General features: G+C 72.3%; 7 protein-coding genes. 4 read left to right on the top strand and 3 right to left on the bottom strand.

The genetic code is table 11. The features are described from left to right. Nucleotides 1-18: 18 nt before the first annotated feature. Nucleotides 19-723 carry a siderophore-interacting protein gene (locus tag ABZS66_RS32345; protein WP_354764330.1) on the bottom strand — a complete coding sequence of 235 codons (705 nt, stop codon included), beginning with the start codon at nucleotides 721-723 and terminating at the stop codon, nucleotides 19-21. 78 nt (nucleotides 724-801) lie between these two features. Beyond that, the gene (locus ABZS66_RS32340) at nucleotides 802-2,109 is read right to left on the bottom strand and encodes a salicylate synthase (RefSeq protein ID WP_354764328.1); all 1,308 of its coding nucleotides are present in this window, start codon (nucleotides 2,107-2,109) and stop codon (nucleotides 802-804) included. 220 nt (nucleotides 2,110-2,329) lie between these two features. On the opposite strand from ABZS66_RS32340, the gene ABZS66_RS32335 reads away from it, so the two are divergent. From ABZS66_RS32335 to ABZS66_RS32320, 4 genes are read left to right on the top strand one after another with little or no spacing between them, the layout of a single operon-like run. Beyond that, nucleotides 2,330-3,973, top strand: coding sequence for an AMP-binding protein (locus ABZS66_RS32335; RefSeq protein WP_354764326.1), 1,644 nt, complete (start codon nucleotides 2,330-2,332; stop codon nucleotides 3,971-3,973). After that, the gene (locus ABZS66_RS32330; RefSeq protein ID WP_354764324.1) at nucleotides 3,970-8,286 is read left to right on the top strand and encodes an amino acid adenylation domain-containing protein; all 4,317 of its coding nucleotides are present in this window, start codon (nucleotides 3,970-3,972) and stop codon (nucleotides 8,284-8,286) included. Before ABZS66_RS32335 ends, ABZS66_RS32330 begins: the two co-directional genes overlap by 4 nt. Beyond that, nucleotides 8,283-9,617, top strand: a complete 1,335-nt coding sequence (locus tag ABZS66_RS32325) for a SidA/IucD/PvdA family monooxygenase (RefSeq protein ID WP_354764322.1) — start codon at nucleotides 8,283-8,285, stop codon at nucleotides 9,615-9,617. Before ABZS66_RS32330 ends, ABZS66_RS32325 begins: the two co-directional genes overlap by 4 nt. A 16-nt stretch (nucleotides 9,618-9,633) precedes the next feature. After that, entirely contained in the window at nucleotides 9,634-13,023 is a 3,390-nt protein-coding gene (locus ABZS66_RS32320; RefSeq protein WP_354764320.1) for an amino acid adenylation domain-containing protein, read from the top strand. 10 nt (nucleotides 13,024-13,033) lie between these two features. Here ABZS66_RS32320 and ABZS66_RS32315 read toward each other — a convergent pair whose 3' ends face one another. After that, on the bottom strand, nucleotides 13,034-16,153 hold the full coding sequence (locus ABZS66_RS32315) for an AMP-binding protein (RefSeq protein WP_354764318.1): 3,120 nt from the start codon (nucleotides 16,151-16,153) through the stop codon (nucleotides 13,034-13,036). Between the last annotated feature and the right edge of the window lie 180 nt (nucleotides 16,154-16,333).

Raw genomic sequence — 16,333 nt, 5'->3', positions numbered from 1 at the left:
CCGCCCCGGGGGTTCACGTCATTTCCAGTAGGCCTGCGCCTTGATGGACTGCTTCGGCAGTGCGTGCCGGCCGCGCATGGTCTGCGTGATCGATCGGGTTGTGAGGCCGTCGCAGCCGATCCAGGCGAACGCGTCGGGCGGGCAGGTGATCTGCTCGGCGGCCTCGCGCAGCAGTTGACCGTCGTTGATCCGCTCCAGCCAGGTGATGGTGGTCGTGTCGCGCGCACGCACCGGGATGTCCTTGTCGGAGTCGTGCTGCCATTCCAGCCAGACCCGGGCGGGCGTGTCGCCGATCGCGTCGAGCAGGGAGTTGATGGCGGGCAGCGATGCGGTGTCGCCGAAGATGACGAACTCCGACGGGAGCGGATCGGGGACCTTAAATTTCGAGCCCATCACGGTCGCCTCGATTTCGGCCCCGGGCTGGGCCTGCCGTGCCCATCGGGCCGCGGGTCCCTCGTGAAGCGCGAACTCGATGTCGAAGGTGTCGCTGGCGGAGTCTGGGTCCACCAGCGTATAGCCGCGCTGCTGCAGGGTCCCGGAGCCGTCGGCGAACCACAGGCGGACCCATTGCGTGGGATGGATCGGGTGGTCGGCGAGCAGGCCGCCGCCGGTGAAGCCCAGCCGGAGGTAGGAATCGGTGATCTGCCGGGTGGAGGTCACGGTGAGCCGGTAGTCGCTACCACCGAACGCCTTGAGGACCAGACCGTTGAAGCCTTTGCTCATGGCGCTTAGGTTAGCCTGACCTATCTTTTGCCAAAAGGTGGGAACGTCAGGCCGGCTCGCCATGCGACGGAGTTCGTTTCAGAGTTGCGGCACCACGAACGGCAGGACGCTGCGCAGCTTCTCGCAGGTCTCCTCGAACTCCCGGTCGGGGACGGATCCCTTGACGATCCCCGCTCCGGCCCGCAGCCACGCCTGGCCGTCCTCCTGGAAGACGGCCCGGAGCACCAGCGCGGCGTCGAGGTCGCCCTCGGAGGATGTCATCACCACACAGCCGGAGTAGAGCCCGCGCGGCTCGTCGAGGCGGTTGATCGCGTCGACAGAGCCGGCCTTCGGCACGCCGGACGCGGTGATCGCCGGGAACAGCGCCTCGAACGCGTCCCAGCCGGTTCGGGCCTCCGCGAGCTGCCCCTGTACGGTCGAGGCCAGGTGCTGGACGCTGCCGCGCTCGGCGACGCCCATGAATTCCGACACCCGCGCGCTGCCGGGTACCGACACCGAGCGGATCTCCTCCAGTGCGGTGCGCACCGAGATGGCATGCTCGTAGACCTCTTTCGGGTCGGTGACGAGCTCGGCCCGCGCCGCCAGGTCGGCGAGGCTGCCGAATCCGAATGCCCGGGTCCCGGCGAGAGGGTTGGTCGTCACCAGGCCGTGCTTGTCGATGGTCACCACGAGCTCCGGGCTGAAACCCGCGCAGTGCAGGCCGTCCAGGCCCAGCAGGAACGACCGCGCAGGGGTATTGGCCCGGCGGCCGGCGACATAGGTGGCCGGGAAGTCGACCGGGCCGGGCAGGGGAACCCGCCGGGAGAGGATGACCTTCTCGTACCGGCCTGCGGCGATCTCCGACAACGCCAGGCGGACGTGGTCGCGGTAGCCCTGCTTGTCCTGGCGTACGTCGACGAGTTCCGGTCCCGGTGCGGGGAACGGCCGGTCGGAATCGATGACGGCGCGGATGGCGTCAGCCTCCGCGGGATCGATACTGGTGATCTCGACGCGGTCCGCGCTGGCCCTGACCTCGACCGACGGGATGAGCAGCCGGGCCAGCCGCCTGGCGGGGCGTCCGCCGGTGTCGGTGCCGCCGGCGAAGTCGAACCCGATCCAGCCGTATGCGCGCCATTGTGGCATAGGTAGGGCGGCCAGCGCGGTGGCCAGGGCTACCGCTCCTCCATTGTGGACGGTCTCGGTGCGGCGGGTGCCGTCGGGCAAGACAATCTCCACCCGGTCCGAGTCGAGGGCGATCCGGCACCGGGTGCCTCCGGCGTAGACCCATTCACCGGCCCGCTCGTACACGACGTACTCGTCGTGCAAACCGGACCGGGCGAGGCCCGCGACCAGCGCGATCGGGTCGGTCTTGGTGATGTCCGGGGCAGCGCGTTCCCCGATGATCATGGGCGTCTCCGGCGCGTCGAGTAGGTTAGGCTAACCAAACATAGTGCGGACGCTTGACCGTGTCACCCTCTCTACTTAGCCTAGCCTTACCTAAATATCCATCGAGTAGGGCCAACTTCACGCAGGTTCGGCACGGGGCGACCTTCGAGCTGTGGTGGCTGACCAGGCCGAGCGTCGGCGGTGCTCCGGTGCTGATCCTGCGCATGGCCCGGGAGACAACATGACCTCACCGATTCAATCGTTACGCCTCGATGGGTTCGTCCCGGTGCCCGACGACGTCGCCGCCGGCTACCGGAAGCGCGGGCTGTGGCGCGGCGTCCGGCTCGGTGACCTCCCGCGGGTCTGGGCCGACCGCTGGCCGGACCGGCCGGCCGTGCTGGGACACAGCGCGCTCACCTTCGCGGAGCTGGATGAGCGGGTCGGCGCTGCGGCGGCCGGCTTCGTCGGCCTCGGCCTCGGACCCCACGACCGGGTGATCGTGCAGATGCCCAACACCGCGGACTTCCCCGTCGTACTGTTCGGGCTGCTGCGCTGCGGCGCACTGCCGGTTCTGTGCCTGCCCGGCCATCGGGAGGCCGAGCTCACGCATCTGGCCACGCTGGCCAGCGCGACCGCACTGATCACCGCGGACATCGTCGCCGGGTTCGATCACCGCGAGCTGGCCGCTCGGGTGTGCGCCGACGTACCGGCCATCCGGCACGTCGTCATCGCCGGCGAGGCGGGCCCCTACCGATCGCTCGCCGGGCTGATCGCCGACCATCGCCACGCGGCGGGCGAAGACTGGCCCGGGTCGGCCGCCGACCCCTCCGAGCCCGCCCTGCTGCTCATCTCGGGCGGCACGACCGGACGCCCCAAGCTCATCCCGCGAACCCACGACGACTACGACCTCAACGCCCGGGCGAGCGCGGACGTCTGCGGGCTGACCGCCGACGACGTGTACATGGCCACCCTGCCCAGCGCCCACAACTTCCCGCTCGCCTGCCCGGGCATCATCGGCGCGCTCGGCGTCGGCGCGGCGGTGCACCTCCTGGCCGACCCGAGCCCGGAGTCGGCGTTCGCGGCCATCGAGCGGCACCGGGTGACCGTTACTGCGGTTGTGCCGCCGCTGGCCCAGCTGTGGGTGGCGGCCACCGAGTGGGAGGACGCTGACCTGTCCAGCCTGCGGTTGCTGCAGGTGGGCGGAGCAAAGCTGGCCGCCGTGACCGCCCGTGCCATCCCGGACGCGCTTGGCTGCACCGTGCAACAGGTCTTCGGGATGGCCGAGGGCCTGCTCAACTACACCCGCTCGGACGACTCCGCCGAGGTGGTGGCGACGACCCAGGGCCGGCCGCTGCTGGCCGAGGACGAGATCCTGGTCGTGGACACCGAGGGCCGTCCGGTCACCCCGGGAACCGTGGGCGAGTTGCTGACCCGCGGTCCGTACACCATCCGCGGCTACTACCGGGCAGCGGAGCACAACCGTCGCGCGTTCACCGCGGACGGCTTCTACCGCAGCGGGGACCTCGTGCAGGTGCAGCCTAGCGGCCACCTTGTCGTAACCGGGCGGGTCAAGGACGTGGTGAACCGCGGCGGCGAGGGCGTCCCGGCCGACGAGCTCGAGCAACTCCTGCTCGGGCACCCCGACATCCGGGACGCTGCCGTGATCGGGCTGCCCGACGCGACGCTGGGGGAGCGGGTCTGCGCCGTCGTCGTCCCCCGGGCGGCAGTGGTGCCGACCCTGGCCGGCCTGATCGAGCATCTACGGGCGAGCGGGCTGGCGACCTTCAAATTCCCGGACTCGCTGCAGGTCCTGGACGCGCTGCCGCTGACCGCCGTCGGCAAGATCGACAAGAAGGCGCTGGTCGTACGGTTCACCGCGACATGACGCCGGTGCAACCCGGCCCGCCGCAGATGTCGCGCGAGCAGCAGCGGATGTGGTTCCTGGCGAAGGCGCACCCGCAGAGCAGCGCGCTCAACCTCGGAATCGCGCTGCACGTCGTCGGCGCCCTCGACCTCGACGTCCTGGACGCCGCGATCCGGGACGCGGCCGAACGGTTCCCGGTCATCACCGCCACCTACACGCTCGACGCCGCAGGTGAGCCCCGGCCGGTCACTGACGGCGTAGTCACGGGTCTGGTCAATCAATGGACCGTCTCCGAGCCGGCCGGTGGACCGCCCGCCGCGAGCGAACCGGTGCGGGTGCTCATCCGGCGCGAGTTCGGGCACGTATTCGACGTCGAGCGCGAGCCGCCGGTCCGGGTGAGCGTCATCCGGTTGACCGCCGAACGGCACGTCCTCGTCGTCGTGGCGCATCGCATCGCCTGGGACGAAGGGTGCTGGGGCGGGTACTTCGGCGCGCTCACCGACGCCTACCGGAGGGTCTCCCAGGGCATTGCGGGCGACGTGGCCGCCGGCGCGGACCCCTTTGCCGACCTCACGGCGGCTTCGGACGTCCGGCTGGTGCCGATCGCCGATCCGCCGGAGCCGATCGAGTTCCCGGGTGAGACCACCGGCGGCCGCGTACCGCGGACGGACTCGGCAATGACCGAGACCGTGCTGTCCGTGGCGCAGACCGTCGCGCTGGACCGCCTGGCTCGCCGCGCCGGCACGGATCTGGCCGCGGTGCTGCTGACCGCGTTCCAGATCGTCGTCACGCGCGCCTGCCGGGCCGAGGAGCTCCTGATCGCGTTGGGCAACGTCGCCGCCGCGGCCGTCCTACGGGGCCGGGTCGACGAGCGCCGGCGGCTCGGCGAGCTGGTGTCCCAAGTCGCCGCCGACGCGCGGGCGGCCCAGCGGCACAGTGCCGGCGACCCGCTGGTGCGGCTTCGCTTCGCCCGGCTCCGTCCGCCGGCCACCCTCTTCGCGCCACCCGGTGGATCCGCGACGATCCTGACCTCCCACACCGGGCACACCGATGTCCCGCTGAGCCTCGCCTACGAGATCCGTGACACTGCCGCCGGACGGGAGTGCGTGCTCCGGTTGGAGTACCAGGTGGATGTCATCCAGCGGGCGGTCGCCGACGCCATGACCGAGCAGACGGTGTGCGTGCTGACGAGGTTCACCGACGACGCGCTCACGCGGCCGATCGGTGACCTGCCGGTGCTGCCGGACCGGGCCCGCAACCGCGTGCTCGCCATGTCGCGCGGCGCCGAGGACCACACCGCACCGACGACGCTGCCGGAGCTGTTCGCCCACCAGGTCCGCACCCGGCCCCGGGCCCACGCCGTCGTCACCGATACCGGTGCGATCACGTACCGCGAGCTCGACGCGCTGTCCGACCTCGCCGCGGACCGGCTGGCCGCCCAGGGAATCCGCGCCGGTTCCCGGGTGGCGTGCGTACTGCCTCCGTCGGCCGACCTCGTCGTTGCCGCACTGGCCGCGGTGAAGCTCGGCGCGGTGTACCTGCCGATCGATCCGGCGCAACCCGAAGAGCACATCGCCCACATCGTCGGTGACGCCCGCCCGGCAGTTGTGATCGGCCCGCGCGACGACCTCGCCGCCGGCAAATCTCCGCACCGCCCGCCGCGCCGGCCTGGCGGCGGCACCGGGCCGCGACCAGAGTACCCGGCATACGTCATCTACACCTCGGCGTCGACCGGCCAGCCGAAGGGCGTGCTGGTCCCCCATCGCGCCATCACCGAATACCTCGGCTGGATCCTGCGCAGCTCCGGCCTCGGGGCCGGGGACTCGGTCCTGCAGGTCGCCTCGCCAGGCTTCGACGCGAGCATCGGCGAGATCTTCGGCTGCCTGGCCAGCGGCGCCCGCCTGGTCATCCCGCGCGAGACCGGACTCACCGACGTGGGGTACCTGACCGGCCTGCTGCGCGAGCACGACATCACCTCGATGCACCTGGTCCCCTCACAGCTGGCGGCCTTTCTGGCGCGCCCGGCGGTGGAACGATGGACGTCGCTGCACTGGGTCCCGGTCGGCGGCGAGGCACTCCCGGGCGCCCTCGCCGACCGGTTCAACGCGACGTTCGACGCCCGGCTGTCTCACTTCTACGGCCCGACCGAGGCCACCCTGGCGGTGAGCCGGTACGAGGTCGCGGTGGCGCAGGGACAGCGCACTGTCCCGATCGGCACGCCCAAGGACAACACCCAGGTTTACGTGCTCGATGACCGCCTGCGGCTGGTCGACATCGGCGTGGTCGGCGAGATCTACGTCGGGGGCGGCCAACTCGCGCTCGGCTACCTCGGCCAGCCCAGTCCGACCGCTGCACGGTTCGTCGCCGACCCGTTCACCCAGGGCGGACGGCTCTACCGCACCGGCGACCTCGGCCGATGGTCGCCGGACGGCGTCCTGGAGTTCCTGGGTCGGGCCGAGGAGCAAGTGAGGCTGCACGGTTCCCGGATCGAGTTCGGCAAGATCGAGTCGGTGGTCGCCCGGGCGGCAGACGTCGCGCAGTGCGTCGTCACGCTGGACGACCATCCGACCCGAGGCCGGCGCCTGATCGCCCATGTCGTCCTGCCCGGCGGCGGGCCCCTCTCGCCGGATGCCGAGCACCGCATCCAGCGGGCCGCGGCGGCGAGCCTGCCGAGCCACCTGGTGCCGCAGCGGATCGTCGGAATCGACGCGATCCCGCTGACGCGCAACGGCAAGCTCGACCGCGACGCGCTCCTCGGACCCCTGGAACGGTCCGTCACCGCAGCGCGGAAACCGGCCGCCGCGACCGAACGCCGGCTGTGCGCCATGTTCGCCGAGCTGACCGGGGCCGCGGAGGTGGCGGTCAACGACTCGTTCTTCGACCTCGGCGGGCATCCGCTCCTGGCGGCCCGGCTACTCGGCCGGGTGCGGGCGGAGTTCGGCGTCGACCTGCCGGTGGACACGCTGTCCGAACGTCCGACGCCGGCCGCCCTGGCCGAACGCCTCGACCTGGCCCGGGTGACGGCCCGGCGGGTACCGGCCCGGATACCCGCCGCCCGCAGCGGGACCGGGCCAGCGCCGGGCGACTTCTCGCTCGCGTCCGGGCCGAAACTGTCCGTGCGGCAGACCGACATCCTGGACGGCTTCGCCGGCGACGGACCCGGCCCGACCGACAACGTCGTATTCGGCGTGCAGGTCCGCGGGCCGCTGGACCGGTCGGCGCTGGAGTCCGCGCTGGGTGATCTGCTGGCCCGGCACGACATCCTGCGCACGACATACGGCCGCGACGCGGACGGAGTGTGCCGCCCGCGCGTCCATCCGGCCCCGACTGGGGGCGGCCTGCGGGTCTCGACTTCGGTCGCCGGTGACGACGTCGCAGCGATGTGGCGGGCCGCCGTCCGCCGAATCGACGTCGGGCGCGAGCTTCCAGTACAGGCCGAGCTGGTGGTGCAGGCGCCCGACCGCGCCTTGGTGCTGCTCGTCGTGCACCACGTCGCCGCCGACCGCTGGTCGATGCCGGTCCTGGCCGCCGACCTGGCGACCGCCTACCGCGCGAGGGCGACCGGCGCGGCCCCGCAGTGGCCGCCGTACCCGATGCACCACGGCGAGTTCGCGCTGTGGCAACGCTCGCTCGCCGCCGGGGAGCACGCCGCGCACTGGGCCCGGGAGCTGCAGATCCCTGTCGCCAGGGGGAGCGACGCCGCTCGCCGCGGACGGCCTGCCGTCGATCACGTCCGGCTGGCGCCGGACCCGGTCCTGCGGTCGATGGTCGAGAGCCTGGCCGGGCTGGCAGGATCTGACGAGCGGTCGGTGCTGCTGGCGGCGGTCGGCCGGCTGCTCGGTCCGGACGCGCCCATCCTGTGGATGGCGGCGCCCGACGGCGTCCCTTCCACCGTCGAGGGCACCGTCGGCCCCCTCGTGCACCACATCCCGGTGCGCATCGACGCCGCGGCCGTGGCCGCGGAGCCGGTGCCGACCGTGCGGGGCATCTACGAGCGGGTCATGCGGGGCCTGAACCACCTCGGCCGGCCGGTGCTCGGCCCGCCCGAGCGGGTCGTGGTGGCGTTCGGGCGCCCGGACGCCCCGAGCGTTCGGGTGGGCCCCGCCGGCCCGACCACGATGGTGCCGCTCGCGCCTGTCCACCCGGCGAGCACCACCGACCTCACCTTCGACATCTGGCCGGGTGTCGCCGGCCTGGAGATCGACATCACGTTCCGTACGGATCGATACCGGCGCGACGCTGTCGCCGGGCTCGGCCAACGCCTGGCCGACATGCTCACGCCAGTCCGGGGCGAGCTCATCGGTTCGACTGCGGGGAAGGAGCATCACGGATGAGGGCGCCGACCCTGGTATGCATCGGCGGCGGGCCCAAGGCGCTGGCCGTTGCCGTGAAGGCGCGGGTGCTGGCCGACCTCGGCCTGCCGGCCCCCGAGGTGATCATCGTCGAGCGGGAGGCGGTCGGGGCCAACTGGACCGCGGCCGGTGGCTGGACCGACGGCATGCACCGGCTTGGGACGAGCCCGGAGAAGGACCTCGGCTTCCCGTACCGCTCGGCCGACTTCCGTGGCTTCAACCGTTACATCGACCACGCGATGCTGCGCTACTCCTGGGGCTCATACCTGGTGGCGGCCGGCAGCTTCGGCGAGTGGGTCGACCGGGGGCGGCCGCCGCCCCGGCACCGCGACTGGGCGCGGTATCTGCAGTGGGCGGCCACTCAGGCCGAGGCGCGGGTGGTGACCGCGCAGGTGCGCACAGCGTCGGTCTCCACCGATCGCTGGACGATCGAACTCGACAGCGCCGACGGGTCTGACGGCGGCACCGGAGGCTGGCCGCAGGCGGACACCCTGACCGCGGACGCCCTGATGGTCACCGGCCCGGGCGCGCCGGTCAGCGAATGGGAGACGCTCGATACCAACGTCGTCGGCCCGGCGACCTTCTGGCGTCAGGTGGCGAACCGCTCGCTGCCGGCGGTGGACCGGGCCGCGGTCATCGGGGGCGGGGAGACCGCCGGGGCGATCCTGCACGAGATGTGCCGCCACGAGGCGACGAGCATCTCGGTGATCGCGCCGCGGGCGAGCCTGTTCACCCGCGGCGAGGGCTACTTCGAGAACAGCGTGTTCACCGACAGCGTCCGGTGGGAGACACTGTCGCTTGCCCAGCGCCGGGAGGTCATCAAGCGCGCCGACCGCGGGGTCTTCTCGGCCCGGGTGATGGACGAACTGCGTCTAGACACCCGCATCGTGCACGTCGAGGGCCGGGTCAGCGGCGTCGAGACCGTCAACGACCAGATCGCGTTGGGCATTGAGACCGCCAGCGGCCACCTCAGCCAGTGGTACGACTACGTCATCGACGCCCGCGGGTCATGGAAGCTGTGGATGCTGCAGCTGTTCGACGGCTCCGCCCTGGATCGGCTGGAGCTGGCGATCGGCGGGGCCGCGACCACGGAGCGGGTCCAGATGTCGATCGAGCGGTCGCTGTCCGTCGGCGGTATGACCCCCGCGCTGTACCTCCCGGGCCTGGCCGATCTACGGCAGGGCCCCGGGTTTCCCAACCTGAGCTGTCTCGGGCTGCTCAGCGACCGGATCTGCGCCAGCCTGGGCGCCGTCGATCCGTCCCCGGCCACCATCAACCGTCACATGAACCTGGAGCAGCTGAGTGACCACTAGGGATGACGTACGCCAGATGATCTCCGAAGAACTCGGGATCCGACCGGAGTCCATCGCCGCCGACGACAACCTCATGGCGCTGGGCATGCACTCCCTGGCGTTGATGAAGCTCGCGGGCCGCCTGCGCAAGGCCGGACACCAGATCCACTACTCGGCGATGGCGCTGCACCCCACGCTCGACGGCTGGGCCGAACTGCTCGGCGTCTCGCCCGCCGAGCCCGCGGCCATCGAGAACAACAACAGCGGCGCCGACGACGGCGACGAGTTCGGCCTGGCCACCATGCAGCACGCGTACTGGATCGGCCGACAGCAGGGTCAGCGTCTGGGCGGAGTCGCGGCCCACCTCTACGTGGAGTTCGACGGCGCGGGCATCGACGCGAACCGCCTCGAGCGGGCGTTGCGGCGCACCATTGCGCGGCACGAGATGCTCAGAGTCGCATTCGGCGACAACGGCACCCAACGCATCCTCGACTGGGCCCCGGCTGGCGTATGGTCGGCGACGGACCTGCGCCACCTCACCGACGAGGCCGACCTCGCCCGCCGGCTCGACGACGTGCGGGACGCGAAGAGCCACCAGCAGCTGGACGTCTCGGCCGGCCAGGTCATCGACGTTGCGGCGACGCTGCTGCCGGGTGGTGCGCACCGCATCCACGTGGACGTCGACATGCTGGCCGCCGACGCGATGAGCTACCGCCGCATCCTGGCCGACCTCGCCGAGTACTACATCAAAGATTCCGACAACGCCCTGCCGCCCATCGGCTACAGCTATCGCGAGTACCTGGCGGCCCGCCGGCGATCCGCCGCCGACGACCGCCATCAGCATTGGTGGCAGGAGCGCATCCCCGACCTGCCGGACGTGCCGGACCTGCCCACGGTCAACGAGGCGGAGCGCGCCGACCCGACCCGCAGCATCCGCCGGCATCACTGGTTCGACGCCGGACGCAAGCGGCGGTTCGAGGAGGTGGCGTTCGGCCACGGGATCACGCCAGCGGTCCTGCTGGCCACGCTGTTCTGCGAGGTGATCGCCGGATGGTCGGCGACGCAACGGTTCCTGCTCAACATTCCGCTGTTCCACCGCGAGCCGATCCACCCCGAGGTCGACCAGCTCGTCGGCGACTTCACGAACTCCGTCCTGCTCGACGTCGACCTCACCGAGCGTCTGCCGCTCCTGGAGCGGGCGCGGCAGTTCGGCCACGCGCTGCACACAACCTCGGCCCACAGCGACTACGAGGGCCTCGACGTCCTGCGCGACCTCGGCCGCCACCGGGGCAGTGCGGTGACGCCCTCCGTGGTGTTCACCTCCGGCCTGAACCTGGGCGAGCTGTTCTCCGGCGCTGTGACCGACGTCTTCGGCGAACCGGTGTGGATCATCTCGCAAGGCCCCCAGGTCGACCTCGATGCGCAGGTCGCCGAGGTGAACGGCGGGATGCTGCTGAATTGGGACGTCCGCCGGGACGCGCTGCCCGCCGGCGTGGTCGACGAGATGTTCGCCCGCTTCATCGCGCTGCTGGAAGCGGTCGTCGAGCCGGTCTTCGACTGGGAGTCGGCCCGGTTCGCGGTACCACCGCCGGGGCAGGCGCAACGGCGGGCCGCGATCAACGCGGCGCTGGCCGCGGACCTGCCGGTGCGCACGCTGCACGGCCGCTTCTTCGACCTCGCGCAGGCGGACCCCGGGCGCCCGGCCCTGGTCTGGGGCGCCGAGGCCACACAGACCTACGGCGACCTCGCGACGGATGCGCTGCGACTGGCGGCGGCGCTCGCTGCGGCTGGCGTCGGCCGCAGCGACCGCGTGGCGATCCACCTGCCGCGTGGGCCGCGCCAGGTGACTGCGGTGCTCGGCGTGCTGGCGGCCGGCGCCGCCTACGTACCAGTCAGCGTCGATCTGCCCGCCGCGCGGCGCGACGCGATCGTCGGGCGCGCGGGCGTCCGGGTGGTAGTCACGGACGGCGCCGGACCCGGCTCCGCCCTCGATCTCGGCACCGCCCTCGCCGGTGATCCGGCCGCCGCACCCGTCGAGGCCGAACCCGGTGACCTCGCCTACGTGCTGTTCACCTCCGGCTCGACCGGCGAGCCAAAGGGGGTCGAGGTGCCGCACGCCGCCGCCGCGGCCACCGTCGACGCGATCGCCCGGCACTTCGACGTCGGCGCCGAGGACCGGTGGATCGCGCTGTCGGCGCTGGAGTTCGACCTGTCGGTGCTCGACATCTTCGGCGCGCTCGGCTACGGCGGGTCCCTCGCGTGCCTCGACCCCGCGACCGCCCGCGACCCCGACGCCTGGTGCGCGGTGATCGCCACCCGACAGGTCAGCATCGTCAACGCGGCCCCCGGCCTGATCGCGATGCTCGCCGACACCGCCGGGCAGGCGGCCATCGCGCCCGTGCGGCTGGTCCTCACCGGCGGCGACCGTGTCGACGTCGCAGTGGGCCGCCGGCTGCGCGCGGCCGGCTCGGGGCTGCGGTTCGTCGGCCTCGGCGGTACCACCGAGACCGCGATCCACTCCACGGTCTGCGAACTCACCGACGACACGCCAGCCGACTGGACGTACCTGCCCTACGGCGTGCCGATGGACGGCGTGGCCCTGCGCGTGGTCAACGGCCGAGGCGAGGACTGCCCCGACTGGGTGCCCGGCGAGATCTGGATCGGCGGCCGCGGGGTCGCCCGCGGCTATCACAATGACCCGCGGCAGACGGCCGAGCGGTTCCTGACGATCGGCACGACGCGTTGGTACCGCACCGGCGACCGCGGCCGCTACCGGCCCGACGGCACCGTCGACTTCCTGGGCCGCCGCGACCACCAGATCAAGCTGCGCGGCCACCGCGTCGAGCTCGGCGAGGTGGAGGCGGCGCTGCTGCAACAGCCCGGCGTCACCGCCGCGGTCGCCACCGTCCTGGGCGAACCGGCGGCCCGCCTGGTCGCCGCCGTCGCCGGCACCGGCCCGGACGGACCGGCGGTCCGCGCCGCCGTCGCGCAGGTCCTGCCCACCTATATGGTCCCGGACACGGTCGAGGTCCTCGACGCGATGCCGGTCACCCGCAACGGCAAGACCGACCGGGCCCAGGTCGTGGCGCGGCTCGCGGCCGGCACGGCCGAGCGGTTCCAGGACGCCTACGTGGTCCCCTCCGACGACGTCGAAGCGGCCCTGGAGTACATCATGTCCGCCGTGCTGGAGGTGGAGCGTTTCGGCGTCGAAACCGACTTCTTCGAGGCGGGCGGCAACTCGCTCTCGGCGACGACGTTCATCGCCAAGGTGCGGGGCCTGCTGCTGGCCCGCGACGCCTTCATCGTCGACCTGTTCGACGCGCGCACCGTGCGCAATTTGGCCCGCCTGCTGCGCGGCCGCGGGGACGTCGCCCAGCTGGAGCGGGCCTCGGCACTCCTGCTCGAGGTGGCCCGGGCCAGCGTCTGACCCGAGCGGCTCAGCCCGGCTGATCCGGTCGCGGGCCGGGGCGCCCATCGAGGAGGTGCCCCAGTTCGCGCAGATCGGCGGCGCCGAACACGTCCGCCGCGTCGACCTGGTAGCCGCGCCGGCGCAGGCTCGTCACCAGGTCCATGACCGCGAGGCTGTCGAGCCCGGCATCGGCGAGCGCGGTGTCCGGTGGCAGGCCGGCGACCTCGCTCAGGGCTGCCTCGGTCGAGGTGATCGGTTCGGCACCGCCAGCCGCTGGCCGGGCTGTGTCGATGATCCGGGCCGCGGCGGCCAGGTCGAGCTTGTCGTTTCGGTTCAACGGAATCTGGTCGACGTTCACGATGAGGGCCGGCACCATGAAGTGCGGGAGCCGGTCGGTGAGGGCTTCGCGGATCGCGGCGGCGGCATGGTCCGAAACGACCAGGGCCGCCAGCCGGGTCCGTCCCTTGTGGACGTCCACGAGTACCTCCGCATTGCGCACGCCGGGGAGCTGGCGCAGGGTCGCGGAGACCTCGCTCGGCTCCACCCGATAGCCGTTGATCTTGATCTGGTTGTCGACCCGGCCGAGGTAGGCGACGCCGCCGTCGGCCATGAGGCAGACGAGGTCGCCGGTGCGGTACCGGCGCCGGCCGTCCGGACCGGCAACGAAGGCGGCCGCGGTGAGCCCTGGTTGACCGAGATACCCCATGGCCAGCTGGGGACCGGAGAGGTACAGCTCGCCCACGCCGCCGGTCGGCACGGGCCGCAGCCGGTGGTCAAGCACCTCCGCCGTCATCGTCAGCGTCGGAGCCCCGATCGAGGTGTGCTCGTGATCGGCGACGTCGGCCATGAAGGCGTCGACGGTGGTCTCGGTGGGGCCGTAGAAGTTCAGCACGCGCGTCGCGTCGAGCCGCCGTAGCCGCTGCCAGGTGTCGTCCTGGATCGCCTCGCCGCCAAGCCCGAGGATGCGCAGGAAACACGCCTCCTCGCCCGGCGACCCCGAGAGCAGGCCGGCCTCGGCCAGCCGGAGGAACATCGACGGTGACGTCTCCATGAAGTCCACGTCGTTTTCGGTGATGAAGGAGACGAGCCGCTTCGGGTCGTTGCGGGCCTCGTCCGGGACGATCACCAGCGTGTGGCCGCTGAGCAGGGCCACGGTCGGCTGCCAGGCCGCGTCGAAGCCGGTCGACCAGTTGTGCCCGACCCGCAGGGTGCGCCCCAGCGTGGCCACCAGCGGCGCGTAGACGCGCCGGGCGTGATGCGCCCAAAATGCCAGCAGCCCCCGGTGCGAGGTCACCACGCCCTTCGGCCGGTTGGTCGTGCCGGAGGTGAAGATGGCGTACAGCGGGCGCCCGGGGTGGAACCGTGGCGGCACCGGTGCCTCGGGGGCGGCGGGTGCTGGCGCGGGGGAGAGGTGTCCGGCTCCGTCCGGCGTGAGCAGGCGGATGGGCCGGCCGAGCTCCTCGGCGACAGCATCGACCAGCGGCCGGTGCGACGGTTCGGCCAGCACGACGCCGACGCCGGAACCGTCCAGAATGGACGCAAGCCGGCCGGCGGGTGTGTCCGGGTCGAGGTGCACACACAGAGCGCCGGTGCCGGCCACGCCGAACGGCGCCTGCAGCACGCGCCGGTCTCGCCGCAGCATCACGCCGACACGGTCGTCCGGCCGTACGCCGTGCAGGAGCAGTTCCTCGGTCAGGGTCCGGACCGCGGCGCCGAAGTCCGGCACCGTCTGCGCGCCCCAGCGGTCGATCACCGCGATCGAGGCCGGAGGCCGCGCGTCGAGCGCCTCGGCGAGCGCCTGTGGCACCGTGCGGTGCATCGACTCGTCCGGCGCCGCCGCCGGCCCGGTCGTGGCCGCCTCCCCGTCCAGGAGCACCGCCACCGACGACAGGGTTGGCGCCTCGATGATCCGCCGCACGACCGCGAGGAACCGCCGGGCGAGGACCTCGGGACGGAAGCGGGGGACCAGATCGGGGCGGATCTCCACCCGGGTGATGATCTCGCCGTCGATGACGATCGGGACCACGACGACCGGGAAGTGGGTGAACGAGTCGATGCGCCCGGTGCCGAGCCGGCCGCCGCCGGGCAGCTCGACCCAGGCGTCCGCGCCGACCACGGGGATATTCTCGAATACCAACAGCGAGTCGAACAGCGTGGCCACCCCGACGGCCGACGCGATCTGGTTGACCCCGAGGTGATCGTGGGCGCGCAGCTGCGAACCCTCGCGCTGCACCGCCACACCGACCTCGGCCGGAGGCCCCGCCGACACCCGGACCCGGACCGGGACGGTGGCGATGAGCCCGCCGACCATGCGCTCGGCGCCCGGCAGCGACGGGTCGCGGCCGGTGGTGGTCTGGCCGAACACCACGTCATCGCGCGACGTCAGCCCGGACAGCACCCGGGCCCAGGCCAGCTGGAAGACCGTGTTGAGGGTGAGACCGTGGCGCCGCGCCCACGCTGACACCGCGTCGCCGTCGGCCCGGCTCAGCCGCGCCTCGCCGACCTCGGGCAGGTCGGCCGGGGCGGGCGGGGCGAGGGTGGGACTGTCGGCGAGACCATCGAGGGCGGCCCGCCAGGCCTCGATCGCCGCGTCGACCGGCCGGCGGGCCAGCCAGGCCGCGTGCTCTCGGATCGGCAGGGCGGCCGGCAGCGCGTCGGCGGCCCCGGTGAGCAGCGCGACGAGGTCGCCGTAGAGCAGCGGCACCGAGAAGCCGTCGACCACGACGTGATGGATCGTGAACATGAGCTCGTGCTCGCGTTCGGCCAGCCGGGCGGCCACCACCCGGGTGAGGGGCCCGCCGGTCAGGTCCAGCTTCCGGCGTCCCTCGGCTCGGTAGACCTCGTCGGCGGCGAGCTGCACCGCGGGCGCGCCGCGCAGGTCCCGCTCCTCCCAGTGCGCGTGCGGTGCCGCCGGTACCACCAGCACCGGATGGGGCAGGCCGGCCGAGACGACGCTCGCGGCGAGATGCGGGTAGCGGCGCAGCAGCTGCTCGATCGCCGCCCGGACCGGCCCGACGTCGGTCAGACCGCTCAGCCGCACCGAGAACTGCACGTTGTACGGGTCGACGTCCGGGCTGCTCGCGCTGACCAGGTACATCGCCCGCTGCGTGGGCGAGAGGGCGACGATATCGGCAATCTCCGGGGCCATCGAGGCGTGTCCTCCATCGATCGGTTCCAGCAGAGGCATGCGGGCATCCGGCATCGCACCGGGATGCCATAGCGGCGAAAGTTAGGTTAGCCTACGCTGGCTTAGGTCGAGTGTCGATGGATGAGACCGCGCGTGCCGTCCCGTCCCGTTGGTTCGCCAAGTCGTCTCCGCCGGTCGCCG

Origin of the sequence: Dactylosporangium sp. NPDC005572, assembly GCF_040605515.1 — a bacterium.
Classification (GTDB): Bacteria; Actinomycetota; Actinomycetes; order Mycobacteriales; family Micromonosporaceae; genus Dactylosporangium.
The sequence above is the reverse complement of the archived record's forward strand: the minus strand, read 5'-3'. Positions and strand labels throughout refer to the sequence as shown.

Excerpts from the sequence above, each read along its gene's own strand:
- ABZS66_RS32345 (WP_354764330.1), bottom strand. The coding sequence starts at position 723 with ATGAGCAAAGGCTTCAACGGTCTGGTCCTCAAGGCGTTCGGTGGTAGC.
- ABZS66_RS32335 (WP_354764326.1), top strand. The coding sequence starts at position 2,330 with ATGACCTCACCGATTCAATCGTTACGCCTCGATGGGTTCGTCCCGGTG.
- ABZS66_RS32330 (WP_354764324.1), top strand. The coding sequence starts at position 3,970 with ATGACGCCGGTGCAACCCGGCCCGCCGCAGATGTCGCGCGAGCAGCAG.
- ABZS66_RS32320 (WP_354764320.1), top strand. The coding sequence starts at position 9,634 with ATGATCTCCGAAGAACTCGGGATCCGACCGGAGTCCATCGCCGCCGAC.
- ABZS66_RS32340 (WP_354764328.1), bottom strand. The coding sequence starts at position 2,109 with ATGATCATCGGGGAACGCGCTGCCCCGGACATCACCAAGACCGACCCG.
- ABZS66_RS32325 (WP_354764322.1), top strand. The coding sequence starts at position 8,283 with ATGAGGGCGCCGACCCTGGTATGCATCGGCGGCGGGCCCAAGGCGCTG.
- ABZS66_RS32315 (WP_354764318.1), bottom strand. The coding sequence starts at position 16,153 with ATGGCCCCGGAGATTGCCGATATCGTCGCCCTCTCGCCCACGCAGCGG.